We start from the raw sequence: 24,772 nt of genomic DNA, 5'->3' as shown, positions 1-24,772 counted from the left end.
ACCGGGGCGATGAACAGCCTGATCGTCTTCTCGCTGCGCCAGCGCGTGCTGGTGGTGCTGCTGTTCGTGGTGATGCTCGGCATCGGCTACGGCGCCTATACCCAGCTCAATATCGAGGCGTACCCCGATCCGGTGCCGCCGCTGGTCGACGTGATCACCCAGAATCCGGGGCAATCCGCCGACGAGATCGAGCGCTACATCACCATTCCGCTGGAGGTGGCGCTCGCCGGCATCCCGAACGCCCAGGTGGTGCGGACGATCTCGCTGTTCGGCCTGTCCGACGTCAAGGTCCAGTTCAACTACGAATACACGTACGAGCAGGCGCTGCAGCGGGTGCTCAACCGCCTGTCGCAGGCGCCGGCCCTGCCCAACGGCGCCACGCCGCAGATCTCGCCGACGAGCCCGGTGGGCGAGATCATGCGCTACAAGCTGGTCGGTCCGGCGGGCTACTCGCCCATGGACATGAAGACCCTGCAGGACTGGGTGCTGCAGCGCCGGTTCAAGGCGATCCCCGGCGTCACCGACGTGACCGCCTTCGGCGGCAAGGCCAAGGAATACGAGGTCGCAGTCGACCTGAACCGCCTCCAGGCCCAGGGCCTGACCCTGGTCCAACTGACCACTGCGCTGAACAACGCCTCGATCAACGTCGGCGGTCAGACCCTGAATGTCGGCCAGCAATCCGCGGTGGTGCGCGGCATCGGCCTGATCCGCGACATGGACGACATCCGGGACACGATGATCAGCCTCGTCAACGGCACGCCGGTGCTGGTGCGGGACGTGGCGGAGGTGCGCGTGTCGAACGCGCCGCGCCTGGGCATCGTCGGCCACGACGACCAGTCCGACGTGGTCGAGGGCATCGTGCTGATGAGCCGCGGGGGCCAGAGCCTCCCGACGCTGCAGCGCGTCGAGGCCGAGATCGACAAGATCAACAACTCGACGATCCTGCCGCCCGACGTGAAGATCGAGCGGATCTACGACCGCTCGGGCCTGATCCACACCACGACCCACACGGTGATGCACAACCTCGTCTTCGGGGTGGTACTGGTGTTCATCGTGCAGTGGCTGTTCCTCGGGTCCCTCACCAGCGCGATCATCGTCGCCGCCACGATCCCGTTCGCGCTGGGCTTCGCGATCCTGATCCTGGTGGTACGGGGCGATTCGGCCAACCTCCTGTCGCTCGGCGCGATCGATTTCGGCCTGATCGTCGACGCGACGGTGATCATGGTCGAGAACGTGTTCCGGCACCTCGCCGAGCCCGAGCATTCCGAGGGTCAGAAGGCGCCGGGGGGACTCGAGGGGCGGCTCGGCATCATCGCCATCGCCGGCGTCGAGGTGAACCGGGCGATCTTCTTCTCGGCGATCATCATCATCGTCGGCTTCCTGCCGCTGTTCACGATGAGCGGTGTCGAGGGCCACATTTTTGGACCGATGGCCAAGACCTACGCCTACGCGCTGGTCGGCGGCCTGCTGGCGACCTTCACGGTCTCGCCCGCCCTCTCGGCGCTGATCCTGCCCAGGAAGCTCGAAGAGCGCGATACGCTGATCGTACGGTTCCTCCGCGCCGGGCATGAGCGCATCCTGGCCTTCGGTCTCAAGAACCGGGTGCTGGCGCTCTCGGTGATGCTGGTGGTGCTGCTGGCCTCCGGGCTGGCGGCCCGGAACCTTGGCCTCGAGTTTTTGCCCCGCCTCGAGGAGGGCAACCTCTACGTGCGCGGGACCATGCCGTCCTCGATCTCGCTGGAGGCGGGCAACGCCTATGTCCAGCGCCTGCGCAAGATCTTCCAGGAGGTCCCGGAGGTCGTCACGGTGATCTCGCACCAGGGCCGGCCCAACGACGGCACCGATGCCACCGGGTTCTTCAACGTCGAGATCCTGGCTCCCCTGAAGCCCATCGACCAGTGGCGCAAAGGCCTCGACAAGGATACGCTCATCCACGACCTGAGCAAGAAGCTGGAGGCGGAGTTTCCGGGCATCGAGTTCAACTTCTCGCAATATATCGAGGACAACGTCCAGGAGGCGGCCTCGGGCGTGAAGGGCGAGAACTCGGTCAAGATCTACGGCAGCGATCTCGCCCAGCTCACCAAGACCGCCAACGCGGTCAAGGCGGCGCTGGCCTCCGTGCCCGGCATCAGCGACCTCGCGGTATTCGAATCCCTCGGCCAGCCGACCGTGCGGATCGACGTCGATCGCCACAAGGCGGCCCGCTACGGCCTGTCGATCGGCGACGTGAACACCACGATCCAGGCGGCGATCGGCGGCCAGACCGCTGGCGACCTCTACGAGTACGGGTCGGACCGCCACTTCTCCATGCGGGTGCGGCTGGCCAAGGAGTACCGCTCGTCGCTGGCCGGCATCCGCAACATCGCGGTCGGCGCGCAGAACCCCAATGGGGGCGTGATCCAGGTGCCCCTCTCCGAGATCGCCGACGTGGATCTCGTCTCGGGCGCCTCGTTCATCTACCGCGAGGATCAGGAGCGCTACATCCCGGTGAAGTTCTCCGTGCGCGGGCGCGACCTCGGCAGCGCGGTGATCGAGGCGCAGCGCAAGGTCGCCGACGCGGTGGACCTGCCGCCGGGCTACCGGATGGAGTGGGTCGGCCAGTTCACCAACCTGAAGGACGCCGCGACCCGGCTCAGCCTGGTCGTGCCGGTGACCCTGGTGCTGATCGCACTGCTGCTGTTCATCAATTTCTCGTCGGTGGCGGACATGCTGCTGACGCTCTCCGTGATCCCGATGGCGATGATCGGCGGCATCTTCGCCCTGGCGTTCACCGGCACGCCGTTCTCGATCTCGGCGGCGATCGGGTTCATCGCGCTGTTCGGCATCTCGACCATGGAGGGCGTGATCCTCCTGGCCTACTACAATCAGCTCCTGGATGAGGGCTGGCAGCGCAAGGACGCGGTATGGAATGCCGCGATCGTGCGGATGCGGCCGGTGATGATGACCTGCGTGGCTGCCTGCGTCGGCCTGCTGCCGGCGGCGATTTCCACGGGCATCGGCTCGCAGGTGCAGAAGCCGCTGGCCCTGGTGGTGGTCGGCGGCATCATCCTGGCACCCAACCTGATCCTGGTGGTGGTGCCGGTGCTGATCTCGCTGTTCTCGCGGCGGCGTCCGAACCCGAATGGCCGGGCTTTGACTGAGCATCGGGTCGCGGCATGAGCCGGATGAGAGTGGCGCGGGCGCGGGGTCGTCACGTGGCCGGGCGGCCACAGCGCGGCTCCGGTACGCAGGATCGGGGCATCGTCGGATTGACTCGGCCGTCGGCCCGGACGCTCTACCAAGAGAGGGGTTTCGGGGGCATGATGGTGGAGTTGGCGCCGAACCGGTGCGGTCGTGCGGCCGCCATGCTGGCGGCGGCCCTGTCCCTGTCGGCCTGCGCGGTCGGCCCGAACTACGTGCCGCCCGAGGCGCCGCCGGTTGGCCGCTACACCAAGGAGCCCCTGAAGAACCCTTCGGCTGCCGACAACATCCGCACCCGTCAGGGCGGCTCGGCGGACCAGAACTTCGTCTCCGGTGCGGACATCCCCGGGCAATGGTGGACCCTGTTCCACTCGAAGGCGCTCAACCAGCTGGTCGAGCAGGCGCTGGCCAACAATCCGACCCTGGAGGCGGCGCAGGCTTCGCTGCGGATCGCACAGCAGAACGTGCTCGCCCAGAAGGGCACGCTCTATCCGAGCCTGACCGCGACCCCGCAGGCGCAGGGCATCCTGGCGCCGGGCCTCGACCTGCAATCGCCGCTCAACAACCAGACCAACTACCTCTACAGTCTCTACACGCCGCAGGCGGTGGTCGCGTACAATCCCGACGTGTTCGGGGGGAACCGGCGCCAGATCGAGTCCCTGGAGGCCACGACCGAGAACCAGCGCTTCCAGCTGGAGGCGGCCTATCTCAGCCTCACTGCCAACGTGGTCGCCGCCGCCATCCAAGAGGCTGCCCTGCGGGCGCAGATCGACGCCACCCGCAAGGTGATCCAGGCGCAGACCGAAGTGCTGCAGCTGTTCAACAAGCAGCTCTCGCTGGGACAGATCGCCGGGGCCGACGTGGTCCAGCAGCAGGCAGCGTTGGCCCTGTCGCAGCAATTGCTGCCGCCGCTGGAAAAGCAGCTGGCGCAGCAGCGCAACCTCCTCACCGCTCTCGCCGGACGTCTGCCCTCCGACGAGATCGCGGAGACGTTCCAGCTTTCGGCCCTGCGGCTCCCAACCAAGCTCCCGGTGAGCCTGCCCTCGCGCCTCGTGCAGCAGCGACCCGACGTGAAGGCGGCCGAGGCCCTCGTGCAGCAGGCGAGCGCGAGCGTCGGCGTCGCGGTGGCCAACCGCCTGCCGCAATTCAACTTGACCGCCACGGGCGGCTCCAGTGCCGTGAAGATCGCGCAGGTCGCCAATCCCGGGGCCGCGTTCTTCTCGATCATCGGCCAAGCGACGGCGCCGATCTTCGACGCCGGCACGCTGTTCCGGCGCCAGCGGGCCGCCGAGGAGGGCCTGACTCAGGCCCAGGCGCAGTACAAGGCGACGGTGATCACCGCGTTCCAGAACGTCGCGGACGCGCTGCGGGCACTCCAGGCCGACGCCAAGGCGGTCGCCGCCGCAGAGGCTGCAGTGAGTGCCACCAACCAGAGCCTTGGGTTGATCCGGAAGCAATACACGGCCGGCGCCGTGACCTCGGCCCAGGTGCTGATCGCCCAGCAGGGCTATCTCTCGGCGTTGATCACCTCGGCGGCCGCCCGCGCCACCCAGTACGGCGACAGCGCGGCCCTGACCGTGGCGCTCGGCGGCGGCTGGTGGAACCGCAACGACGTGGCCCCGCCCCCGCCCGAGACGGATCCGCTGAAGTTCCTGTGAGGCGCGCCCTCGGGCCTCATACATCCATAGCGATGGCGTCCTGCAGCATCTGGTCTGCGGCGCTCATCACCTTGGTGTTGGCCGTGTAGGCCTGCTGGGTCTCGATCATCTTGGAGAACTGGTCCGAGATGCCGGCATTCGACTGCTCGACCGATCCGGCGGCAATGGTCGCGCCCGCGAGCCCGAAGCTCGGCGCGCCGGACCGGCCGTTGGCCACGTAGGTTCCGCCATCGAGGGAGGTCAGGTTGTCCTGCCCGCCGAACTGCGCCAGCGTCAGCGAACCGAGCGCCTGCGTGCTGCCATCGGCGCCTGAGCCGGTCAGCGTGCCCGCGGGCGAGACCGTGAGGCTCGCCAGGGTGTCCGTCCCGGTGGGGACCTGAACCGGCGCAGTCGCCGAGGGGCCGGCGAACAGGTAATAACCCGCGCCGTTGACCAGGTAGCCACTCGAATCCGCCGTGAAGTCGCCGCGTCGCGTGTAGGCGGTCTCACCGGTGAAGCTCGGGCTCTGCGGCGTCCCGGTGTTCGACCGCACCACGAAGTAGCCGTTCCCCGAGATGGCGAGGTTGGTCGACACTCCGGTGGACTGGATCGTCCCCTGAAGCCCGAGGGTGTCGCGCGTGCTGGTCGCGACGCCGCCGCTCGATTGCGCCTTTGCTGTAGTCTGGGCCAGCATGTCGGCGAAGCTCGTCTCCGTGGTCTTGAACCCCGCCGTTTGGGTGTTGGCGATATTCCCGGAGATGTTGTTGAGGGCGTAGGACTGCGCCGACGCGCCCGAGATCGAGTTTGAAAGCGCGTCGTAAAGGCCCATCGGGGTCTCCATGCCCGAGATCAGCCCGGGACTGATCCTGATGCGGTCCATAGGCGCGGAGCATGGTTAACTCGCGGTGTGTCAGCAAATGTTGCTGTCGGGGCCCTGCGATACGCCGCGACCCGGGGCAGCACGCCTTACGCCCCGATCACACTCATCACGATCTCCCGCCGGTGCGGGCGGTCGCGGTGCTCGATCAGGTAGATCCCCTGCCAAGTGCCCAGAGCCAGCCTGCCTTCGACCAGGGGGATGCTCAGGGCCGAATCCGTGACCAGGGTGCGGATATGCGCCGGCATGTCGTCCGGCCCCTCGGAGCCGTGGACGTAATGGGCGCCGCGGGGGGCGAAGCCGTCGAGCGCGGTCATCAGGTCGGCCTGCACATCCGGGTCGGCATTCTCCTGGATGGTCAGGGATGCCGAGGTGTGCCGACAAAACACCGTGACGAGGCCGTCCCGGATGCCGCTGCCGCGCACGAACTCCGCCACCGCCCCGGTAAAGTCCGTGAAGCCTGGCCCCGGGGTCGCGATGGTCAGGCGGCCGCTCGCGTGCCGCTCCACCGCGCCGGAAGCCAGGAGCTCGACCGAACCGATCCTGCCCTGCCTCATGCATCCGTCTCCGTCAGCGTAGCCCCCGGCGCGACCTCGCGCTCACCGCGGGCCAGGATCCGTTCCAGCACGTCGATCCGGTCGGCCTCCGCGGAGGGCTTGTCCCAGCGGATGCGGCTGACCCTGGGGAAGCGCATCGCCACGCCGGACTTATGCCGGGTCGAGCGCTGCACGCCCTCAAAGGCGATCTCCAGCACCAAGCCGGCCTCATGCCCGTGGGTGACCTCGCGCACCGGGCCGAACCGCTTGGTGGTGTTGTTGCGGACGTAGCGGTCGAGCTTGGCGAGCTCGGCGTCGGTGAAGCCGTGATAGGCCTTGCCCACCGGCACCAGCTCGTCGCCGCCCTCCGGCGCCTCCCGCCAGACCCCGAACGTGTAATCCGAGTAGAACGACGAGCGTTTCCCGTGGCCGCGTTGGGCGTACATCATCACGGCGTCGACGATGTGGGGCTCACGCTTCCACTTCCACCAGGGGCCCTTGGGACGGCCCGGCAGGTAGGGGCTGTTGAGGCGCTTGAGCATCACGCCCTCGATCGCGTCCGCGTCCTCTCCGGCCCCCACCGAGGCCGGATCGGCCCGGGCGGCGGCGAGCGCCTCCCAATCCGCGAACGGGACCACGGGCGAGATGTCGATCCGCGCGTGGTCGAGGCGGGTGACCAAGGCCTCCAGCTTCTCCCGGCGGGTCGCGAATGGCTCCGCCCGCAGGTCGTCCCCGTCTAGCGTCAGGAGGTCGTAGGCCCGGACATGGGCCGGGAACTCTTCCAGAAGCTTGGCCGTCACAGCCTTCCGGTTCAGGCGCTGCTGCAGGACGTTGAAGCTCTGGACCCGGCCCTCGCGCAGGATCAGCAGCTCGCCGTCGAGTGTCCCCGTGAAGCCGATCGCCTCGGCGAGGTCGGGGAACGCTCCGGTGATGTCCTCGCCAGTGCGGGAATAGACCTTCGTGACTTGGACGCCCTCCCGGTCGCGGCCACCGACGAGCTGGACGCGAATCCCGTCCCATTTCCACTCGGCCGAGAACGCGTCCGGCTCGAGCTTCTCAAGATCGGCCTCCTCCTCGATCGGATGCGACAGCATGGGTGGACGGAACGGGGCCGGGTTCAGGGTCTCGGGCCGCTCGGCCCGGCCCTCGACCCAGGCAAACAGGGTCTCGAACGGCGGGGTGAGGCCGTGCCAGACCTCCTCCACGGCATCCGCCTCGTGGCCGCCAAGCGCGCCGACCGCGGTCTTGGCCAGCCGCGCCGAGACCCCGACCCGCAGGTTGCCGGTGACGAGCTTGAGGAGCGCCCAGCGCCCGGTCTCGTCGAGGGCGTCGAGCCATTCGGCGAGATGGCGGGGCAATTCGCGCTTCGGGATGGTGCTGAGGGTTTCGACGACCTCAGCCAGGCTCGGCGGCGGAGGGTTATTGTGGCCGAGACCAGCGTGCGCATTCCCTCCCCCCTCTGCGGGGGAGGGTGGGCCGGCCGTGAGGCCAGGTCGGGAGAGGGGAACGACGGTGCCGGACGAGTCGCGACGGGCCTCATGTCCCGCATCGTCGCGCTGCCTCTCTCCCGCCCCCCTTCGGGGGCCACCCTCCCCCGCAGAGGGGGGAGGGAGAGGCGTCGAGGGCCAGATTAGCGCCGTGGTCTCGGCCAGATCGCCGACGTAGTTGTGCGACAGGCGGAACAGCACCGGATCGATGCGCTCCTCCACCAGGCCGCGGATCAGGGCCGGCTTGGCTTCGCGAAAATTCAGCGTGCCGGTCATGGCGCCGAGCGCGTAGCCCCGCTCCGGATCCGGCGTGCGCGAAAAGAAATCCTGGAGCATGCGCAGCTTGGCGTTGCGGCGCGGCTCGTAGGCGAGGCGGTCGAGGAGATGGGCGAAGTCGTTCACGCGGCCACCTCCGGCTCCGCGGCGTCGGCCGGGGCTGGTTCCGCCTCGCCGTCGTCACCATAGCCCAACAGGTGCAGCGGCTTCGCCTTGATGCCTTGCGTTCCGCACCAATGGACCAGGGCATCCTCCTGGCCGTGCGTCACCCAGACCTCCCCGGCGCCGGTGTCCCGGATCGTACGGCACAGGTCCGGCCAGTCGGAATGGTCGGAGATCACCAGTGGCAGCTCGACGCCCTTCTGGCGCGCGCGGGCACGGACCCGCATCCAGCCCGAGGCGAAGCAGGTGACCGGATCGGGGAACTTGCGCGACCACAGGTCCTGCATCGCGCTGGGCGGGCAGATCACGATGGCCCCGTGCAGGTCCTTTCGGTCGGCGGCCACAACCTTGGGCGTTTCACCCAGGGGGATGCCCTCGCGCTTGTACAGCTCGGTCAGCTTCTCCATCGCCCCGTGCAGGTGGATCGGCCGGTCCCAGCCCTCCTCGCGCAGCAGCGCCATCACCCGTTGCGCCTTGCCCAGCGCGTAGGCGCCGACGATGTGGGCCCGCTCCGGGAACAGGGCCACGGAGGCCATCAGCTTGCGGACCTCGTCCCGCGTGTCCGGATGGGTGAAGACCGGCAGGCCGAAGGTCGCCTCGGTGATGAACACGTCGCAGGGCACCACCTCGAACGGTAGGCAGGTCGGGTCCGGCGCCCGCTTGTAGTCGCCCGACACCACGACGCGGACGCCGTCCCGCTCGATGGCGATCTGGGCCGAGCCGAGCACGTGGCCAGCGGGGGCGTAGCGCACCGTGACGTCGCCGACGCGCAGCGCCTCGCCGAGCCGGGCCTCCTGGCGCTGGCGGCAGAAGTCTTCACCATAGCGCACCGCCATGATCCGCAGGGTCTCTGGCGTCGCGAGCACATGGCCGTGGCCGGCCCGGGCGTGGTCGGCATGGCCGTGGGTGATGAGCGCGCGCTCCACCGGCCAGGTCGGATCGACGTGGAAGCCCCCGAGCGGGCAGTAGAGGCCCTCGCGGGTCAGGGTCAGGAGATCGCTCGCGCGTGTCGGCATCGGGTCCGTCGCTGCCGGTGGAGTCCGCCGGTGGCCCCGGTATATAGGCGGCCCCGACCCGGCAGACGCATGGCCAAGCAACACAGTTCCGGCGACCTCCTCGCCGACCGCCGCTATCGCTACGCCGAGGCCTGCCTGGCAGACGGCGATCATGCCGGGGCCGCCGATCTCGCCGAGCAGGCGCTGGAGATCGCGCCCCGCTACGCGCCGGCCTGGCTCCTGCTGGGCCGCGCCCGGGAGGGACTGGCCGTCCAGGGCGACGATCCGGCGCTGCGGGCGGCGGCGACGCGGGCTTATGCTTGCGCCCTGGATATCGATCCCGACGATACCCTTGGCGTCCGGGCGCATCTCGTCCGACTGGGCGAAGGCGGCAATTTGCCGGCCCTGTCGCCGGCTTATGTCCGGGCCTTGTTCGACGGCTACGCCCCGCGCTTCGAGCGCCATCTGGTGGACGGGTTGGGCTATGTCGGCCCCCAACTCGTCATGGACGCCCTGCCGCCCGAGCCGGAGCGGTTCGACGCGGCGCTCGATCTTGGCTGCGGCACCGGCCTGATGGGCGCGGCGATCCGCGAGCGTGTCGGGCATCTTACCGGGGTCGATCTCTCCCCCGGGATGCTGGCTTTAGCTCGAGCCAAGACGCATCACCGCCGGCCGCTCTACGACCGCCTGGCCGAGGGTGATCTCGCGGCGTTCCTGGCAGGCGAGCCCCCGGCTTCTGTCGAGCTGTGCCTGGCCGCCGACGTGCTGATCTACGTGGCGGATCTGGCCCCGGTGTTGGCAGGGATCGTCCGCGTCCTGCGGCCCGGCGGCCTCGGGGCCTTCACGGTACAGTCCCATGACGGCGACGGCGCCGTCCTTGGTACCGATGGGCGCTATGCCCACACGGATTCCCACATCGCCGCCTCGGCCGTCCAAGCTGGCCTGGAGATTCTGACCCTACGTCCCGCCGATGTCCGGCGGGAGGGAGGACGTCCGGTGCCGGGCCGCGTCGTTGTGTTGCGCCGCACTGCGGCATGAAACCGCCCGGCTATTCGTCCATTGTCAGTCGGCTGCAACAAGCGCGGCGGTAAAATCGGGGATGGGCATGGCGGATTTCGGCGGCGGGAACGATGGGCGCGCACCCGAGCGCAAGCCCGACCCGCCCGTGGATCGCTCCTTCCCGGCCGATCCCCGAACGCGCATCTTCTTCGCTATTGCGCTGGCCACGCTGGCCGGCTGCGCTGATTCCATCGGCTTCCTGGAATTCTCGCAGCTCTTCATGTCGTTCATGTCGGGCAACACGACGCGGTTCGGCGTGGCCGTGTCGAACGGCGACTGGGAAAACGTCACCCGCGTCGCCAGCACGATCAGCCTGTTCTGCTTCGGCGCCTTCCTGGGCACCCTGATCGCAGCCTGGGTCGGGCGCTGGCGGCTGGCCGTGTTGCTGACGCTCCAAGCGCTCCTGCTCGCCGGCGGCCTGCTGATGCCCTGGGGCACCTTCGCCTACCCGCTGCACGCCTATCCGATCGTGCTGGCCCTGGGCCTCCAGAACGCGACCCTGCAGGACGAGGGTGGGCGGTCGCTGGCGCTGACTTACGTCACCGGTGCGGTGGTGCGTTTTGGCACCGGCTGCGCCAACCTGCTGCTCGGTACGGTGGCGCCCTCGTTCTGGCTTCAGGCGCCGCTCTGGGCCGGCCTCAGCACCGGCGCGGTGCTGGGCGGCCTGCTCGATATCCGGTACGGTGAGTCTGCCTTTCTGTTTCCCGCCGCCCTCGCCGCAATCCTGGCGCTGATCGCGATCGCCCTGACCATCGCTAAGCCCGGCAGCACCCTGGTCGCCGGCTCGGCGCCGGCTCCCGACGCGAGCCCGAAGGCGAGGGTGATCGACGCGATCCATTGAAGCCGATCCGCTGGCCTGTCGCAGAGGCCAGCGGATCAGCCATCCGAATCCCGGTAGCTGCCCCGGCCCTGCTTGATCACGGCACGGTTCTTCTTGGCGCCGATGCGCCGCTCCTTCGAGCCCTTCGTGGGCTTGGTCGCGCGTCGGATCGGCGGCGGCGGCTTGGCCGCCTCTGTCACGAGGTCGACCAGCCGCTGCAGCACATCCGCACGGTTGCGCTCCTGGGTCCGGTGTCGCTGCCCGGACAGGATGAGAACGCCATCCTTGGTCAGGCGCCGGCCCGCGAGCTTGTACAGGTTCGCCTTGACCCGCTCGTCAATCGCGGGCGAGGCGAGGATCGACCAGCGCAGCTGGACCGCGGTCTCGACCTTGTTGACGTTCTGTCCGCCCGCACCGGAGGCGCGCATGAACGACAGCTCGATCTCGTCGTCCTCGATGGCAATCCGCGCGTTCACCCGCAGGGACATGACGACCTCCGGCCGGCGTCCGGTTTGTACCCGCCACCGGCATACCGGACCACCGCGCCCGGAATGGAGGCGCCGATCTCGGGAGTGCAGACCGGTGCCACGATCGCCATATCCTCACAGAACAATCCGAAACCGGCACATCGGTCGCGCCGGACCAGCAGGCCGGGTCAGGCGGCCTCGGCCGGGGTCCGGGCGCGCAGCGCCAAGGCATGCAGCCCACGCTTGAAGGCGTCGTCCAGCAGGCCATTGACGAGGCGATGCCGCTCCACACGGCTCTTGCCCTCGAACGCCGAGGCGACGATGTCGAGCCTGTAATGGGTCTCGCCCCCGGGACGTGCGCCGGAATGGCCCGCATGCAGGTGCGATTCGTCGATCACATCGAGGTGTGCCGGCGCGAGTTCCGCGCGCAGCTTAGCCTCCATCCAACCCCGAAGGGTGCCGTCTTCACCAGTCCCGTCAGCCATCGTGCCCTCACGTCATGTCGCCGGCATCCGTCAAGCCCGATCCCGCGCATGCGTCATCAGGCCCGGTGCTCTTGTGTCTCGGGTTTGCCCCCTCATAATCGGCCCGTCATGGATCTCAACTCGCGCCTGTTCGACAGCATCCGGATCAGAAAACCGTCCTGCGACGAGCCGAAGCCCGCAGCCGACGGCACGTGCGAGGCGCAAGGCTGCACGCAGCCGGGGCTGCACCGGGCTCCGAAGGGGCGGAAGGCCGAAGGCCAGTACTGGCGGTTCTGCATCGACCACGTCCGCGCTTACAACGCGAGCTACAACTATTTCGACGGCATGAACGATGCCGCGGTCCAGGCCTATCAGAAGGACGCGATCATCGGCCATCGCCCGACCTGGGCCATGGGTGTGAACTCGGCCGGCCAGGGCAAGCCGGCCGAGGAGCCGACCCGGGACTGGGCCTATGTCGATCCGCTCGGCATCCTGCGCGGCGCCGGCGTCGAGGGACGGCGCCGTGCCCGCCAGCCGGAGCCAGAGAAGCCGCGCCGCACCGCCACGGTTCGCCGCGCCCTGGACGTGATGGGTCTCGAAGAAGGGGCGGAGGGACCCGCCATCAAGGCGCAGTACAAGGCGCTGGTGAAGCGCTTCCATCCCGACGCCAATGGCGGCGACCGCTCGTTCGAGGAGCGGCTGCGCGACATCATTCGCGCCCACGACGTCTTGCGCGCCGCCGGACTCTGCTGAGCGGCATGAACGATGCAGGCCAATCCGGTCGTACGATAGGGCAAACCGCGCGTCGTGACCCTATATGGGGCTGGTGCCGATCGGTGGCGCCGCACGGCGCCGCCGTTTAAAGATCGAGTCCGCCCCGCGGCGGATGCCCGGCTCGACGTTCTTCCGTGCGGATTCTCCACCCTTCGGGCTGGAGGCTCCGCGCCTCACGAGGTTCCGAATGCTCTCTGACGATACGCCCGCCGCGCTGCCTGACCGCACCGTTTCCGTCCGCGAGGTCTTCGGCATCGATCTCGACCTCAAGGTTCCGGCCTATGCCGAACCCGAGGAGCACGTTCCCGATCTCGATCCGGACTACATCTTCGATCGCGAGACGACGCTGGCGATCCTGGCGGGCTTCGCGCGCAACCGGCGCGTGATGGTCACCGGCTATCACGGTACCGGCAAGTCGACCCATATCGAACAGGTCGCCGCTCGGCTGAACTGGCCCTGCATCCGTATCAACCTTGATAGCCACGTCTCACGCATCGATCTGGTCGGCAAGGACGCGATCGTCCTGAAGGACGGCAAGCAGATCACCGCCTTCCAGGACGGCATTCTGCCCTGGGCGCTGCAGAACAACGTCGCCCTGGTGTTCGACGAGTACGATGCCGGCCGGCCGGACGTGATGTTCGTGATCCAGCGTGTGCTGGAGCTGTCGGGTCGCCTGACGCTGCTCGACCAGAAGCGCGTGATCCGCCCGCACCCGGCGTTCCGCTTGTTCGCCACCGCGAACACCGTGGGTCTGGGTGACACCTCCGGGCTCTATCACGGGACCCAGCAGATCAACCAAGGTCAGATGGACCGCTGGTCGATCGTGACGACTCTGAACTACCTGCCGCACGACCGCGAAGTCGACATCGTGCTCTCGAAGGCCCTCCATTACCGCAACGACCCGGGCCGCGACATCGTCAACCGGATGGTCCGCGTGGCGGACCTGACCCGCAACGCGTTCATGAACGGCGACCTCTCAACCGTCATGAGCCCGCGCACGGTCATCACCTGGGCCGAGAACGCCGACATCTTCAAGGATGTCGGGTTCGCCTTCCGGGTGACGTTCCTGAACAAGTGCGACGAGCTCGAGCGGACGCTGGTGGCCGAGTTCTACCAGCGTGCTTTCGGCAAGGAGCTGCCCGAGAGCGCGTTGAACGTCGCCCTAAGCTGACCGCATGGAGGAAGACGTGGCGCGTCCGGCCCGAGGCGAAGCGATGGAGGCGGCTGCCCCGTTCGCGCGGGGCCGCACGCGCTACGAGGATGACCTGTACACCTGGGTGCAGGAACAGGTCGCACTGCTGCGCGCGCGCCGGTTCGACGAAGTCGATGTCGAGCTGGTTGCCGAGGAGCTCGAGGATGTGTCGAAGCGCGAATATTCTAGGCTTTATAGCTGCCTGCGCGTGCTGATCATGCACATGCTCAAGTGGGATCAGCAGCCCGAGCATCGCACCCCGAGTTGGATCTTCTCGATCCGCGAGCAGCGCCGACGCTTCGACCGGCTTCTCAAGGGTAGCCTGGGCCTCAAATCCCGGCTCGATGAGGCCCTGGCGGAAGCCTACCCGGATGCACGGGATTGGGCTGCCAACGAGACCCACCTCCCACCCGACGAGTTCCCGCCGGACTGTCCTTACATCTGGGACGATCTGCTTGAGCGCCCCTTCGACCTCGATTCGGTGAAGACGTAACCCCGCATGTCCATCTCCAACCGCAAGCCCGGCGAGCGTCGCGAATCCGTGGCCGAGCCCCTGAAGCGCTCGGTGGCGGGGTGCCTGCGCGCCATCGCCCGCCGGTCCGAGGTCGAGGTGACCTACGCCACCGACCGGCCGGCACTGACCGGCGACAAGGCCCGGCTGCCCGAGCCTCCGCGCGAGCTCTCGGCACAGGATGTCGCAGTTCTGCGCGGCAATGCCGACGCCATGGCGCTGCGGCTCGGCTGCCACGACATCGCGGTGCACCGCCGGCTCGCCCCCGAGAACGCCGCCGCCCGCGCCGTCTACGACGCGGTGGAACAGGCCCGGGTCGAGGCGATCGGCTCGCGGCGGATGACGGGCGTCGCCAGCAACCTCACGGCGATGCTGGAGGACCGCTATCATCGCGGCGGCAAGTACGAGACCATCACCGACCGGGCCGATGCGCCCATGGAGGACGCCGTCGCCCTGATGGTGCGCGAGCGCCTGACCGGGCAACAGCCCCCCGAGGCGGCCTCCAAGATCGTCGCGTTGTGGCGCGAGCATATCGAAGCCAAGGCCGGCCCCAATCTCGATGGTCTGATCGGTTCGATCGAGGATCAGCGCAAGTTCGCCCGTTCGGTGCGCGATCTCCTCACCTCCCTCGACATGTCGGACGAGACGCCGTTCGACGCCGAGGATGACGAGAACGACGACGAGAACGACGCCCAGGACGACGAGCAGAACCCGAGCGAGGGCGATTCCGAGGAGAAGAGCCAGGGCGAGCGCGCCGAGATCGAGACCTCGGAAGAAGCCTCCGACGAGATCGAGGAGGGCGCACAGGAATCGGCCGACGCGCCGTCCGGCGAATTGCCCGACGAGTCCGAGGATGCGGACTCGGAGGAGGCGTCCGAGGCGTCGCGGCCGCCCACGCGTCAGGGCAACGAGGCGCGGGGGCCCGAATACCGGGTGTTCAACCCCCGGTTCGACGAGATCATCCATGCCGAGGAGCTGTGCGACGCCGACGAACTGTCGCGCCTGCGCAGCTACCTCGACAAGCAGCTCTCGCATCTGCAAGGCGTCGTCGGGCGCCTCGCCAACCGGCTGCAACGCCGGCTCCTGGCCCAGCAGAACCGCGCCTGGGATTTCGACTTGGAAGAGGGCCAGCTTGATCCGGCCCGGCTCGTTCGCGTGGTCATCGATCCCTACCAGCCGCTCTCCTTCAAGCAGGAGAAGGACACCAATTTCCGCGACACCGTGGTCACGCTGCTTCTCGACAATTCCGGGTCGATGCGTGGCCGGCCGATCACCGTAGCGGCGACCTGCGCCGACATCCTGGCACGGACGTTGGAGCGCTGCGGCGTCAAGGTCGAGATTCTCGGCTTTACCACCCGCGCCTGGAAGGGCGGTCAGAGCCGCGAAGCCTGGCTCGCTGCCGGCAAGCCCCCGAATCCGGGCCGTCTCAACGACCTGCGCCACATCGTCTACAAATCCGCGGACGCGCCGTGGCGCCGGGCCCGGAAGAACCTGGGCCTGATGATGCGTGAGGGGCTCCTGAAGGAGAACATCGACGGCGAGGCTCTGGACTGGGCGCACAAGCGCCTGCTCGGTCGCCCTGAGCAGCGCAAGATCCTGATGGTGATCTCGGACGGCGCGCCGGTCGACGACTCGACCCTCTCGGTCAATGCCGGCAACTATCTCGAACGGCATCTGCGCTGGATGATCGAGGAGATCGAGACGCGCTCGCCGGTGGAGCTCTTGGCTATCGGCATCGGCCACGACGTGACCCGCTACTACCGCCGGGCCGTGACGATCATCGACGCCGAGGAGCTGGGCGGCGCCATGACGGAGAAGCTGGCCGAGCTGTTCGAGGAGAACGGCACCCCGGCGCCCGCGGGCCGAGCCCTGCGCGCGGCCGGCGGACGGCGCTGACGAGGCGGCCTCAATTTCCAAAGCTCTCGACTTGGTGGAATTTCGGGCCCACTGCGATCTTCCGCGAGAAAGATCTCGACCGGCGAAATTGGTCCGCCAATACGGTTTTTCATGCCAAGTCGAAGCGTAGAGGCCCGATCAGCCTCGGGTTCCGATGATTCGGTTTCATGCGCATCTGGAAGACGCACCGACGCAGCCGTGCATCTGATCTTTCGGAAAAATCACAACCAGGAATTCAATTCTTATAGGTTCGACGCCCCTAGATAAGCACGTTATAAATGAAATAAATTTAATCCGTTGCACAAGCACAACCCGCCGTCATTCGCGGCATAAGAGGAGCGATATTAGCGCACTTCCGATTGACCCGTTTTGTTGCTGGCCCACTCCTCATGACATGGCGTTCCGGCCCGAGCGGCTGGCTTTCGGCGGTGGGTCATGTGGTTCTGGATGCGGAAAGTATCGATCCTGTTGTCGGCCACGGCGACGGGCGCGGTCCTCTGTACCGTCATTGCGGCTAGGGCCGAAGAGATGGTCCAGCTCGACGAGCTCAGCGTCGAGACACAAGGACAAGGCACCCCGAAGAGCTACGGAGCAGCAGTCGGCGTCATCGGCCACGCGCCTCCGACCTATGCCGGCGGCCAAGTCGGGTCCGGCTCCCGGCTGGGATTGCTGGGCAATCGGAACAGCTTCGACCAGCCCTACAGCCAGACCAGCTTCACAGATCAGCTGATCCGCGACCAGCAGGCCCACACGCTTCAGGACGTGATCAACAACGATCCGGCGGTCCGCACCAACGTGCCGCCGTCCAGCGGCATCCAGGGGTTCCTGATCCGCGGCTTCCCGTATTTTGCTCAGGATATCGCGTTCAACGGCCTCTACGGCGTGTCCGACGCCTTCAACCCGGCAATCGAGCCGATCGAGCGCGTCGAGGTGCTCCATGGGCCGGGAACGCTGCTCACCGGCATCCCGCTGTTCGGCAATATCGGCGGCGTGATCAACCTGATCCCGAAGCGCGCCCTGGACGTGCCGCTGACCCGGGTGACCCAGGGCTACATCTCCAATGCCCAGAGCTACACCGCCGTCGATCTCAGCCGGCGCTACGGTCCGTCGAACGAATGGGGGCTCCGGTTCAACGGCGCCTATCAGTTCGGCAGAACGCCGATCGATCGTCAGCAGATGGAGTTCGGCGTCGCGGCCCTCGCCCTCGATTATCGCGGTGAGAACCTGCGCGTCTCCGCCGATCTCGGCTACCAGAAGACCGACCTCAACGCCGCTTTCCGCACTCGGACGGTCAGCCCGGGTTTCCCGATCCCGCGGGCGCCGGACCTGCGGATCAACCCGCAGCAGAGCTGGGAATACCGCGACAGCGACAACAAGTCGGTGGCATTGCGCGCCGAGTACGATCTCACCGACGCGCTCACCCTCTACGCGGCGTACGGGCACAGCCAGTTCTATCAGGTATATTTCGGCGCCACCCTGACGATCTTCAACGCGCTGGGCGATTACCGCGAGCCGATCAACTACCTGCCCTACATCTCCAATGCCGACACCGCGGAAGCGGGCCTGCGCGGGCAGTTCGATACGGGACCGGTGCGCCACGAATTCGGCATCGCGGCGACCGGCCTCTGGTATGACCAGAGCCAGATCACCTACCCGGTCGGCCCGACGATCGTCTCCAACATCTACGCCCCGGTGACGGCCCCGCCGCGCAGCGCCATCGGCCAGACCCGGGCGATGCCGCCGACGACGGCCCGCATCAACCAGAGCGTCGCCGTGGCCGACACGCTGTCTATCCTGGATGGCAACGTGCAGCTCACCGTCGGCGGCCGCTGGCAGGGCATCACGGTCAGGAGCCTCGATTCGCGCACCGGCGCCACCACCGGGATCGCCGATAGCGGCGCATTCTCGCCCGGCGCCGGCCTAGTGGTGAAGCCCTGGGAGAAGCTGTCGCTCTACGCCAATTACAGCGAGGGCCTGACTGCCCCATCCGTGCCGGCGACGGCGGTCAATGCCAACCAGGCGTTCGGAGCCGTCCGCTCGGACCAGATCGAGGCCGGCGCCAAGTACGATTTCGGCAGCCTCGGCCTCGGCTTCGCGGCCTACGACCTGCAGCAGCCGTTCGGTTTCCTGGATTCGACAAACCGGTTCAGAATCGACGGCACGCAGCGTAACCGCGGCCTCGAATTCACGGCCTTCGGCGAGCCCGTGACGGGTATCCGGGTGGTCGGCGGCGTAAGTCTGATCGACGGCCGTCTCCTGAAAACGCAAGGCGGCCAGTTCAACGGCAACGTTGCCATTGGCGTCCCGGCTGTCCAGCTGAACCTCTACGGCGAGTACGACCTCCCCTGGCTCGCCCCGGGCCTCACCGTGACCGGCCGGGTGATCTACACGGCCGCGCAATATTACGATCAAGCCAACCGCCAGACGATACCGGACTGGGCAACCCTCGATCTCGGCCTGCGCTACAAGACGATTCTTCAGGACCGTCCGGTGACCTGGCAGGCGAACGTCCTGAACGTAACCGGCAACAACTACTGGGCCACCACCGGTCGCGGGCTCCTCGCACCGGGGGCGCCGCGAACAATCCTGATCTCGGCCAGCGTAGATTTCTGAACGGCCTGGACTGCTGCCTCTCGCAGACCGGCATGTTTGATCGTGCAGCCACTCCTCGGCGCAGCGGTCATAAACCTCCGGTTGGCAACTGACAGATCACGATCTCATGCCAGCGGCGGCTCATTGATCGGCCCGTCCTTGGCCTCAACCGGAACGGCGAAAGTCGTCACGAGCGCGCCCGGTTCATGCGGGGCGTGAGGAAAACGGCGCTATGATTCTCGACAACCAGGAAGATAACTTCGTTGCGCTCAAGCACTTCGGTTAGCCGCTGGTGCTGCGCTGAGCCAGGGCCGGTGCTTCTCGATGGGCGCCGAACAATATGACTAGATCCAAACGTAGGATTTTTTGCATCTTTTGCGACGCATAAAAGTAATTAACTATCGGAATATTTTGAAGCTTTCGATCAAATAGGTAATTAGCGATGTGCAATATCGCGTTCAAGAAAATAATATTTGCATTGTGATCTCATGAAACACCGTTGACCGCAGAAAAACCCGCGATAAATAGGCGATCATCTTGTGTGGTTGAGGCTTTTCGATGCGCCGACCCAAAATTTTGGCCAATGGCGTGATGATCACGCTTGGTATTGTGCTAATTACAATCGGTTTAATATTTGGATCGGGCGGGGTATACTTAGCCTGGCTCGGCGGCAGCTGGTATTTCATGGTCATGGGCGCCGCGATGCTCGTCTCCGGTATCCTGGTCGCCCAGCGCCGGCGCGCGGGGGCGCTGCTCTACGGGGTGGCCTTCGTCCTGACCGGAATCTGGGCGGTTTGGGAGGTCGGGTTCGCGTTCTGGCCGCTCGTCTCGCGGCTGTTCGCCCTGGCGGTGCTCGGCTGCGTGGTCGCCATGCTGGCGCCGCTGCTCGATCGATCCGGTCGCGGTGTGTGGCGCCGGGCATCCCTGGGCATTGCCGCCGCGCTGGCCCTCGCCCTGGTGGCCGCCACGCTGCGGGCGTTCCAGCCGGTGCCGATCATCGCCGCGACCGAGGTTGCGGCGGTGCATCCGGCGACTCAGGCGCCGCCGCAGGTCGATTGGGCGGCCTGGGGCAACACCAATGGCGGCACCCGCTTCGCCAGGCTGACACAGATCGACGCCACCAACGTCGCCAAGCTTCAGCCGGCCTGGACCTTCCGCACCGGCGACATCGCGGTGAGCAACGGCTTCGGCGCCGAGGACCAGACCACGCCGCTGCAGATCGGCGACACCGTCTATGTCTGCACGCCCAACGACATCGTCATCGCGCTCGATGCCGATACCGGCACGCAGCGCTGGCGCTACGACCCGAAGGCGAGCGCTCCGCAATGGCAGCGGTGCCGCGGGCTCGGCTATCACGATGCGGGCGCTGCGGAGGGCGGAAAGGTCTGCCCCCGCCGGCTGCTGCTGGCAACCATAGACGCGCGTCTGATCGCCCTCGACGCCGCCACCGGCCAGCCCTGCAGCGATTTCGGCGATGGCGGCACGGTCGACCTCAAGACCGACATGGGCGAGGTCAAGCCCGGTTACTACACGCAGACTGCCGCGCCGCTCATTGCTGGCGATCTCGTGGTGGTCGGCGGCCGGGTCGCTGACAATATCGAGACCGGGGAACCCGGCGGCGTGGTCCGGGCCTACGATGTCGGCAGCGGCGAGCTGCGCTGGGCCTGGGATCCGGGCAACCCGGCGACCACCCGCCTGCCGCCTCCCGGCGAGACCTACACGCGGGGGACGCCGAACGTCTGGACCAGCATGGCCTACGATCCGGCCCTGGGCCTGATCTACGCGCCCACCGGCAACGCGACGCCCGACTTCTTCGGCGGCCACCGGACCGCTGAGGACGACGCCACCAACTCGTCGATCTTCGCACTCGACGCCGCGACGGGGCGGCCGCGCTGGCACGTCCAGCTCGTACACAAGGACCTATGGGACTTCGACGTTCCGGCCCAGCCGGCCCTCTACGACTTGCCGGACGGGAAGGGCGGCACCGTCCCGGGGCTGATCGCCGCGACCAAGCACGGCCAGATCTTCCTGCTGAACCGCGAAACCGGGGCGCCGATCGCGCCGGTCACCGAGCGGCCGGTGCCGCAGGGCAGCGTGCCGGGTGAGCAGTATGCGCCGACGCAGCCCTTCTCGGACATGCCCTCCATCGGCACCGAGACCCTGACGGAAGCCGACATGTGGGGGGCGACGCCGCTCGACCAGCTCCTGTGCCGGATCCAGTTCAAGGGCATGCGCCACGAGGGGACCTTCACCCCGCCGGGCTTCGACACCGCCCTCCAGATGCCGGGCTCGCTCGGCGGCATGAACTGGGGCAGCACCGCGATCGACATGACCCGGGACTACCTGATCGTGAACGACATGCGGCTGGGCCTGTGGAACCGGCTGATCGCCCGGGATCAGGTCGAGACCGGCAAGGCCACCGGCACCGAGATGGGCATGTCGTCGATGCGCGGAACGCCCTACGTCTCCGTCCGGAACCGCTTCGTGTCGGCGCTGAACATCCCGTGCCAGAAGCCGCCCTTCGGCACGCTGACGGCCATCGATCTGAAGGCGCGCCGCATCGCCTGGCAGGTCCCACTCGGCACGGTGGAGGATACCGGGCCGCTGGGGATCAAGATGCACCTGCCGATCCCGATCGGACTGCCCTCGCTCGGCGGTTCGCTGGTGACCGGCTCGGGCCTGATCTTCTTCGCTGGAACGCAGGATTACTACCTGCGGGCATTCGAGGCGGCGACCGGCCGCGAGGTCTGGAAGGGCCGCCTGCCGGTGGGCAGCCAGGGCGCGCCGATGACCTACAAGTCGCCCAAGACCGGCCGGCAATACATCGTGATCACCGCCGGCGGCGCGCGCCAATCACCCGACCGCGGCGACTACGTGGTCGCCTACGCGCTGCCGGCCGAAGCTGGATCGAAGTGATCCGATCCGCTTACGGGCACGACTGGGTTTCCAAAGGGTTCAGCTCTTGGGCGCGGTTCGGGGGCGGAGACCCTGAAGCTTGCAGCGTTCCACCCTGCATCCGCAAAAGGTCTCGACCTTTTGAAACCTAGCCGAACCCGCGGGTGAAGCTGAGGCGGTGGTGTGGGCTCCGGCCGAGTGTGTTCAGGCCGGCGCGGTGTAGGGCCGTGCCGTAGCCGACGTTGCGCTCCCAGCCATAGCCCGGATGGCGGGTGGCGAGGCGGCGCATCAGGTCATCGCGGAAGACTTTGGCGACGATCGAGGCGGCGGCGATCTGTGGGACCAGGGCATCGCCGCCGACCACCGCCCGGCCCGGCAGGCCGGGCAGGGCGTCCCGGCCATCGACCAGGACCGGCGCCGCGATCCTGAGGCGCGCCACCGCCCGCGCCATGGCGTCGAGCGTCGCGGCGCGGATGTTGATCCGGTCGATCAGCGCCCGTGAGCCCGCCGCAACGGCGAACTGGGCATGAGCGCGGATCAGCGGCGCCAGCTGCGCCCGGATCGGCTCGGGCACGCGCTTGCTGTCGTCGAGGGCAGCCAGGAGGGTAGGGGGAATCGCCACCGGGTCGAACCAGACCGCCGCGACCACCACGGGGCCGGACAGGGCGCCGCGCCCGACTTCGTCGCAGCCGATCACGGCCGGGTAATCCGCAGCCCGGGCCGGATCGAAGGGCGGGGTGAGGGCGGGCGTTTTTCGCTTCACGGGCGGCATGGTGCCGTCCTGCCATCCCGCGCGGCCGCCGTCACCGGTCAGGCGGCGTTCCGGGCCCCGCGCTCGCCGCCATGCGCTTCGATAATGTTCCCAAAGAACTGATCGGCACTGACATCCCAGCCGCGGCGCAGGGCTTCCTGCCGGCACTCGGACCGGGACAGGCGCAGCGCCGCAAGGGCCGCCGCGCGCAGATCCTGGTCGAGCACGCCGACGCGGGTCCCGCTCAGCACGTCGTTGGGGCCCGGAACCGGGAAGGCGGCGATCGGCAAACCGCAGGCCATGGCTTCCAAGAGGACGATGCCAAACGTGTCGGTGAGGCTCGGGAACACGAAGGCGTCGCAGGCGGCGTAGACGGACGCGAGCGCCGCCCCCGTCCTGGTACCGAGAAACCGCGCTTCCGGGGCCAGCGCCTGCAGCCGCGCCCGGTCCGGTCCGTCGCCGACCACGATCTTCGTGCCGGGGAGGTCGAGGCTGAGGAAGGCCGCGAGGTTCTTCTCGACGGCGAGCCGGCCGACATACAGGAACAGCGGCCGCGGCAGCCCGGCCAGCTCCGCAGGCGGCAGATCGCCGGGGGCGGCCGGGCGGAACCGCTCGGTATCGACCCCGCGGGTCCAGCGCATCAAATGGGTGAATCCCTTTGACTCGAGTTCCGCCTGGAGGGAGGCCGTGCTGACCATCGTGCCTCGAGCCGCTCCGTGGAAGCGGCGCAGATAGGCGTAGGACCACGCTTCCGGCACCGGGAGGCGGGCGGCAAGGTATTCGGGAAACCGGGTGTGGTAGCTCGTGGTGAACGGCAGGCCATGGGCCAGGCAGTGTCGCCGGGCCGCGAAGCCGATCGGCCCCTCCGTGGCGATGTGGACATGGCTCGGCCGCTCTCGGGCCCAGCGCGCCGCGAGGCGGTCCCGGCCGGCCAGGGCCAATCGGATCTCCGTGTAGCCCGGCAGGGGGAGGGAGCGGAAATCCGCTACCGAAAGCAGAGCCGTCTCGAAGCCATGCTCAGGGGCCCGGCGCACCATCTGCTCCAGGGAGCGGACGACGCCGTTGACCTGCGGGTGCCAAGCATCGCTAGCGATGAGGAGCTTCACGGCGCGATCCCTCACGCCACCGCGCGCCGGCCAGGCATCGCCCGCGGCGCGGCTTCGGCCTCGCGCGCCCGCAGAATGCTGGGATAGTGCAGCACCTCGATCCGGCCGTCGTAATGCTCGACCAGGCCGGTGCAGGATTCCACCCAGTCGCCGGTGTTGAGGTAGCGCAAGTCGCCGATCGTTCGGTCGGCGGCGTGGTGGATATGTCCGCAGATCACCCCGTTGGCGCCCTGGCGTCGGGCCTCGTCGGCCAGGATCGTCTCGAACCGGCCGATGAAGCTGACGGCGTTCTTCACCCGCAGCTTCGCCCAAGCCGAGAGAGACCAGTAGGACAGGCCTACCCGCCGACGGATCCGGTTGATCAGGGTGTTGAGGCTCAAGGCCAGCGTGTAGGCACCGTCGCCGAGATGGGCGAGCCAGGGTGAGTGGCGCACCACCATGTCGAACTGGTCACCGTGGATCACCAGGTAGCGCCGCCCGTCGGCCGCCTCGTGGATAGCGGTTTCGGCGATCTCGATGCCGCCGAAATTGGTGCCGACATAGTCGCGCAGGAACTCGTCGTGGTTGCCCGGCAGGTAGACGATCCGGGCACCCTTGCGCACCTTGCGCAGGAACTTCTGGACGACATCGTTATGCTCCTGCGGCCAGTACCAGCCGGAGCGCAATTGCCAGCCGTCCACGATATCCCCGACCAGGTAGACCGTGTCGGCGTCGTAATCCCTCAGGAACGACAGCAGCATGCCGGCCTGACATCCGCGCGTGCCGAGGTGCAGGTCGGACAGGAACAGCGTCCGGACCCGGACCGGCATCTCCTCATCCTCGGCCACGTCACCCTCCCGGCGGTCGAACGGTCGAGGGATCCAGAGCGCGATCACGTCTCAGTTTGATGACGCGGGGCGCGTTCGCTGTGAGGTGTCTTTGTGCGCTGCGGAAGAAGTCCTCAAACGTGAATAGCTAACGTTGCGGCGCACCAAAAATTTTTTTACCGCCTTCCCGAAGTTTTTCCGGTTTTGCTTCCCAGCTTCGCCGCCTCATAATACCAAGAACCGGCGGCTCGGCGTGAGCCGGGCCGGATGCGTACTGGAAGGCGGCCAG

19 protein-coding genes are annotated in these 24,772 nt (G+C 67.6%); 10 read left to right on the top strand and 9 right to left on the bottom strand.

What is annotated here, in order from left to right; all coding sequences use genetic code 11:
* Positions 1–9: 9 nt before the first annotated feature.
* Both AO398_RS04860 and AO398_RS04855 read left to right on the top strand, forming a co-directional pair.
* Positions 10–3,159 carry a CusA/CzcA family heavy metal efflux RND transporter gene (locus tag AO398_RS04860; RefSeq protein ID WP_058190895.1) on the top strand — a complete coding sequence of 1,050 codons (3,150 nt, stop codon included), beginning with the start codon at positions 10–12 and terminating at the stop codon, positions 3,157–3,159.
* Positions 3,160–3,299: 140 nt separating this feature from the next.
* Positions 3,300–4,838: an efflux transporter outer membrane subunit gene (locus AO398_RS04855; protein ID WP_244498667.1), complete on the top strand. Its 1,539-nt coding sequence runs from the start codon at positions 3,300–3,302 to the stop codon at positions 4,836–4,838.
* A gap of 16 nt (positions 4,839–4,854) precedes the next feature.
* On the opposite strand, the gene AO398_RS04850 is transcribed toward AO398_RS04855, so the two are convergent.
* The 4 genes from AO398_RS04850 to AO398_RS04835 all read right to left on the bottom strand — a co-directional run bounded on the left by AO398_RS04850 (position 4,855) and on the right by AO398_RS04835 (position 9,171).
* Positions 4,855–5,646: a flagellar hook basal-body protein gene (locus AO398_RS04850; protein ID WP_058190944.1), complete on the bottom strand. Its 792-nt coding sequence runs from the start codon at positions 5,644–5,646 to the stop codon at positions 4,855–4,857.
* A gap of 137 nt (positions 5,647–5,783) precedes the next feature.
* Positions 5,784–6,251 carry a secondary thiamine-phosphate synthase enzyme YjbQ gene (locus AO398_RS04845; protein ID WP_058190894.1) on the bottom strand — a complete coding sequence of 156 codons (468 nt, stop codon included), beginning with the start codon at positions 6,249–6,251 and terminating at the stop codon, positions 5,784–5,786.
* Positions 6,248–8,119: a cisplatin damage response ATP-dependent DNA ligase gene (locus AO398_RS04840; protein ID WP_058190893.1), complete on the bottom strand. Its 1,872-nt coding sequence runs from the start codon at positions 8,117–8,119 to the stop codon at positions 6,248–6,250. Before AO398_RS04840 ends, AO398_RS04845 begins: the two co-directional genes overlap by 4 nt.
* Positions 8,116–9,171 (bottom strand): ligase-associated DNA damage response exonuclease, encoded by a 1,056-nt coding sequence (locus AO398_RS04835; protein WP_058190892.1) that lies wholly within the window; start codon positions 9,169–9,171, stop codon positions 8,116–8,118. Before AO398_RS04835 ends, AO398_RS04840 begins: the two co-directional genes overlap by 4 nt.
* Before the next feature lie 69 nt (positions 9,172–9,240).
* Between AO398_RS04835 and AO398_RS04830 the strand changes: the two genes are divergently transcribed.
* On the top strand, positions 9,241–10,188 hold the full coding sequence (locus tag AO398_RS04830; RefSeq protein ID WP_058190891.1) for a methyltransferase domain-containing protein: 948 nt from the start codon (positions 9,241–9,243) through the stop codon (positions 10,186–10,188).
* A 67-nt stretch (positions 10,189–10,255) separates the two neighbouring features.
* Positions 10,256–11,050 (top strand): YoaK family protein, encoded by a 795-nt coding sequence (locus tag AO398_RS04825; RefSeq protein WP_058190890.1) that lies wholly within the window; start codon positions 10,256–10,258, stop codon positions 11,048–11,050.
* Between the two features lie 35 nt (positions 11,051–11,085).
* Here AO398_RS04825 and arfB read toward each other — a convergent pair whose 3' ends face one another.
* Together arfB and AO398_RS04815 are read right to left on the bottom strand one after the other, a co-directional pair.
* Positions 11,086–11,517, bottom strand: coding sequence for an alternative ribosome rescue aminoacyl-tRNA hydrolase ArfB (gene arfB / locus AO398_RS04820; RefSeq protein ID WP_058190889.1), 432 nt, complete (start codon positions 11,515–11,517; stop codon positions 11,086–11,088).
* Positions 11,518–11,684: 167 nt separating this feature from the next.
* The gene (locus AO398_RS04815; protein ID WP_058190888.1) at positions 11,685–11,981 is read right to left on the bottom strand and encodes a BolA family protein; all 297 of its coding nucleotides are present in this window, start codon (positions 11,979–11,981) and stop codon (positions 11,685–11,687) included.
* Between the two features lie 108 nt (positions 11,982–12,089).
* Between AO398_RS04815 and AO398_RS04810 the strand changes: the two genes are divergently transcribed.
* The 6 genes from AO398_RS04810 (at position 12,090) to AO398_RS04785 (ending at position 21,841) form a co-directional block, all read left to right on the top strand.
* Complete coding sequence (locus tag AO398_RS04810; RefSeq protein WP_058190887.1) at positions 12,090–12,713, top strand: DnaJ domain-containing protein; 624 nt, start codon at positions 12,090–12,092, stop codon at positions 12,711–12,713.
* 208 nt (positions 12,714–12,921) lie between these two features.
* Positions 12,922–13,905: a cobaltochelatase subunit CobS gene (gene cobS, locus AO398_RS04805; protein WP_058190943.1), complete on the top strand. Its 984-nt coding sequence runs from the start codon at positions 12,922–12,924 to the stop codon at positions 13,903–13,905.
* 4 nt (positions 13,906–13,909) lie between these two features.
* Complete coding sequence (locus tag AO398_RS04800) at positions 13,910–14,419, top strand: DUF29 domain-containing protein (RefSeq protein ID WP_244498666.1); 510 nt, start codon at positions 13,910–13,912, stop codon at positions 14,417–14,419.
* Positions 14,420–14,425: 6 nt separating this feature from the next.
* Positions 14,426–16,333, top strand: a complete 1,908-nt coding sequence (gene cobT, locus AO398_RS04795; protein WP_058190886.1) for a cobaltochelatase subunit CobT — start codon at positions 14,426–14,428, stop codon at positions 16,331–16,333.
* Positions 16,334–16,861: 528 nt separating this feature from the next.
* A complete protein-coding gene (locus AO398_RS04790; RefSeq protein ID WP_244498665.1) occupies positions 16,862–18,946 on the top strand; it encodes a TonB-dependent siderophore receptor in 2,085 nt (694 codons plus the stop codon).
* A 537-nt stretch (positions 18,947–19,483) separates the two neighbouring features.
* Positions 19,484–21,841 carry a membrane-bound PQQ-dependent dehydrogenase, glucose/quinate/shikimate family gene (locus AO398_RS04785; RefSeq protein ID WP_058190885.1) on the top strand — a complete coding sequence of 786 codons (2,358 nt, stop codon included), beginning with the start codon at positions 19,484–19,486 and terminating at the stop codon, positions 21,839–21,841.
* Positions 21,842–21,968: 127 nt separating this feature from the next.
* Here AO398_RS04785 and AO398_RS04780 read toward each other — a convergent pair whose 3' ends face one another.
* Genes AO398_RS04780 through AO398_RS04770 form a run of 3 tightly spaced genes read right to left on the bottom strand, consistent with a single transcriptional unit; the run spans position 21,969 to position 24,504 of the window.
* Positions 21,969–22,592 (bottom strand): ribonuclease HII, encoded by a 624-nt coding sequence (locus tag AO398_RS04780; RefSeq protein WP_058190884.1) that lies wholly within the window; start codon positions 22,590–22,592, stop codon positions 21,969–21,971.
* Positions 22,593–22,630: 38 nt separating this feature from the next.
* Positions 22,631–23,677 carry a glycosyltransferase family 1 protein gene (locus AO398_RS04775; RefSeq protein ID WP_058190883.1) on the bottom strand — a complete coding sequence of 349 codons (1,047 nt, stop codon included), beginning with the start codon at positions 23,675–23,677 and terminating at the stop codon, positions 22,631–22,633.
* 11 nt (positions 23,678–23,688) lie between these two features.
* On the bottom strand, positions 23,689–24,504 hold the full coding sequence (locus AO398_RS04770) for a UDP-2,3-diacylglucosamine diphosphatase (RefSeq protein WP_058190940.1): 816 nt from the start codon (positions 24,502–24,504) through the stop codon (positions 23,689–23,691).
* Positions 24,505–24,772: the final 268 nt, after the last annotated feature.

Origin of the sequence: Methylobacterium sp. GXS13, from assembly GCF_001455965.1 — a bacterium.
Classification (GTDB): Bacteria; Pseudomonadota; Alphaproteobacteria; order Rhizobiales; family Beijerinckiaceae; genus Methylobacterium.
The sequence above is the reverse complement of the archived record's forward strand: the minus strand, read 5'-3'. Positions and strand labels throughout refer to the sequence as shown.

Excerpts from the sequence above, each read along its gene's own strand:
- AO398_RS04860 (WP_058190895.1), top strand. The coding sequence starts at position 10 with ATGAACAGCCTGATCGTCTTCTCGCTGCGCCAGCGCGTGCTGGTGGTG.
- AO398_RS04855 (WP_244498667.1), top strand. The coding sequence starts at position 3,300 with ATGATGGTGGAGTTGGCGCCGAACCGGTGCGGTCGTGCGGCCGCCATG.
- AO398_RS04850 (WP_058190944.1), bottom strand. The coding sequence starts at position 5,646 with ATGGGCCTTTACGACGCGCTTTCAAACTCGATCTCGGGCGCGTCGGCG.
- AO398_RS04845 (WP_058190894.1), bottom strand. The coding sequence starts at position 6,251 with ATGAGGCAGGGCAGGATCGGTTCGGTCGAGCTCCTGGCTTCCGGCGCG.
- AO398_RS04835 (WP_058190892.1), bottom strand. The coding sequence starts at position 9,171 with ATGCCGACACGCGCGAGCGATCTCCTGACCCTGACCCGCGAGGGCCTC.
- AO398_RS04830 (WP_058190891.1), top strand. The coding sequence starts at position 9,241 with ATGGCCAAGCAACACAGTTCCGGCGACCTCCTCGCCGACCGCCGCTAT.
- AO398_RS04825 (WP_058190890.1), top strand. The coding sequence starts at position 10,256 with ATGGCGGATTTCGGCGGCGGGAACGATGGGCGCGCACCCGAGCGCAAG.
- arfB (WP_058190889.1), bottom strand. The coding sequence starts at position 11,517 with ATGTCCCTGCGGGTGAACGCGCGGATTGCCATCGAGGACGACGAGATC.
- AO398_RS04815 (WP_058190888.1), bottom strand. The coding sequence starts at position 11,981 with ATGGCTGACGGGACTGGTGAAGACGGCACCCTTCGGGGTTGGATGGAG.
- AO398_RS04810 (WP_058190887.1), top strand. The coding sequence starts at position 12,090 with ATGGATCTCAACTCGCGCCTGTTCGACAGCATCCGGATCAGAAAACCG.
- cobS (WP_058190943.1), top strand. The coding sequence starts at position 12,922 with ATGCTCTCTGACGATACGCCCGCCGCGCTGCCTGACCGCACCGTTTCC.
- AO398_RS04800 (WP_244498666.1), top strand. The coding sequence starts at position 13,910 with ATGGAGGAAGACGTGGCGCGTCCGGCCCGAGGCGAAGCGATGGAGGCG.
- cobT (WP_058190886.1), top strand. The coding sequence starts at position 14,426 with ATGTCCATCTCCAACCGCAAGCCCGGCGAGCGTCGCGAATCCGTGGCC.
- AO398_RS04790 (WP_244498665.1), top strand. The coding sequence starts at position 16,862 with ATGGTCCAGCTCGACGAGCTCAGCGTCGAGACACAAGGACAAGGCACC.
- AO398_RS04785 (WP_058190885.1), top strand. The coding sequence starts at position 19,484 with ATGCGCCGACCCAAAATTTTGGCCAATGGCGTGATGATCACGCTTGGT.
- AO398_RS04780 (WP_058190884.1), bottom strand. The coding sequence starts at position 22,592 with ATGCCGCCCGTGAAGCGAAAAACGCCCGCCCTCACCCCGCCCTTCGAT.